Source organism: Pseudoselenomonas ruminantium (assembly GCF_900142515.1).
Classification (GTDB): Bacteria; Bacillota; Negativicutes; order Selenomonadales; family Selenomonadaceae; genus Selenomonas_A; species Selenomonas_A ruminantium_D.
The window spans coordinates 62,018-62,967 of the sequence record NZ_FRBC01000022.1 but is presented as its reverse complement, the minus strand read 5'-3'; the positions used below and the strand labels follow the sequence as shown (position 1 = coordinate 62,967).

General features: G+C 47.6%; 1 protein-coding gene and 1 CRISPR repeat array. The gene reads left to right on the top strand.

The features are described from left to right. The coding region (locus BUB68_RS11130) for an integrase core domain-containing protein (RefSeq protein ID WP_143188150.1) at window positions 1-277 on the top strand (277 nt) is incomplete at its 5' end. A gap of 105 nt (window positions 278-382) precedes the next feature. Next, window positions 383-950: direct repeats of the CRISPR family, unit length 28 nt; unit sequence TTTCTAAGCCGCCTATTCGGCGGAATAC.

The following is a 950-nucleotide window of genomic DNA, read 5'->3' as shown; positions in this document are numbered from 1 at the left end:
TAAGAAGGCCACCGCACGAATGCAGCGGAGCTATTCCAAGAAAGCTTATCCATGGGATAATGCCTGTATCGAGTCATTTCACGCATTGATAAAGCGTGAATGGCTGAACCGCTTTAGAATCCGGGATTTTAATCATGCTCACAGCCTAATTTTTGAGTATATTGAAGCATTTTATAACACAAAGCGGATTCACAGCCATTGTGGATATCTTTCGCCAGATGACTTTGAAAAACTTTACAATGCGAGCGTTGCTAGAGAATCACGATTGGTAAGTTGAAAATAATTAAAATTTCTCATTTTATGTTGTACTAAATCTTGACATAGGACCAGCCGCCTATTCGGCGGAATACTCTATCAGAAAGTCAAGAGCGGCACGCTCAAATTTCTAAGCCGCCTATTCGGCGGAATACCCATGCGTGCCGGGGCTGCTCGTCTCGGTGCATTTCTAAGCCGCCTATTCGGCGGAATACCGTTTGAAAATCGTTTGAATCATGCGAAAGGGTTTCTAAGCCGCCTATTCGGCGGAATACCCACAAGCTTGTGACTGCGTTCCACGCTGACTTTTCTAAGCCGCCTATTCGGCGGAATACATCTTGCCAGGACGGGTGGCACTTATCAGAAGTTTCTAAGCCGCCTATTCGGCGGAATACACAGTGGGAACGCCATGGTCATGCTTGACTGTTTTCTAAGCCGCCTATTCGGCGGAATACCCGTGGTTGCTACCGGGGCGACGACCGAAGTATTTCTAAGCCGCCTATTCGGCGGAATACTCATAACGCTTGATGGCACGGAATATCTCGTTTTTCTAAGCCGCCTATTCGGCGGAATACTTTATTGGCGGATGATGAGAAAGGAGGCGGGCTTTCTAAGCCGCCTATTCGGCGGAATACGGGCATGGTATAGATCCTGCATCTCAGCTGGATTTCTAAGCCGCCTATTCGGCGGAATAC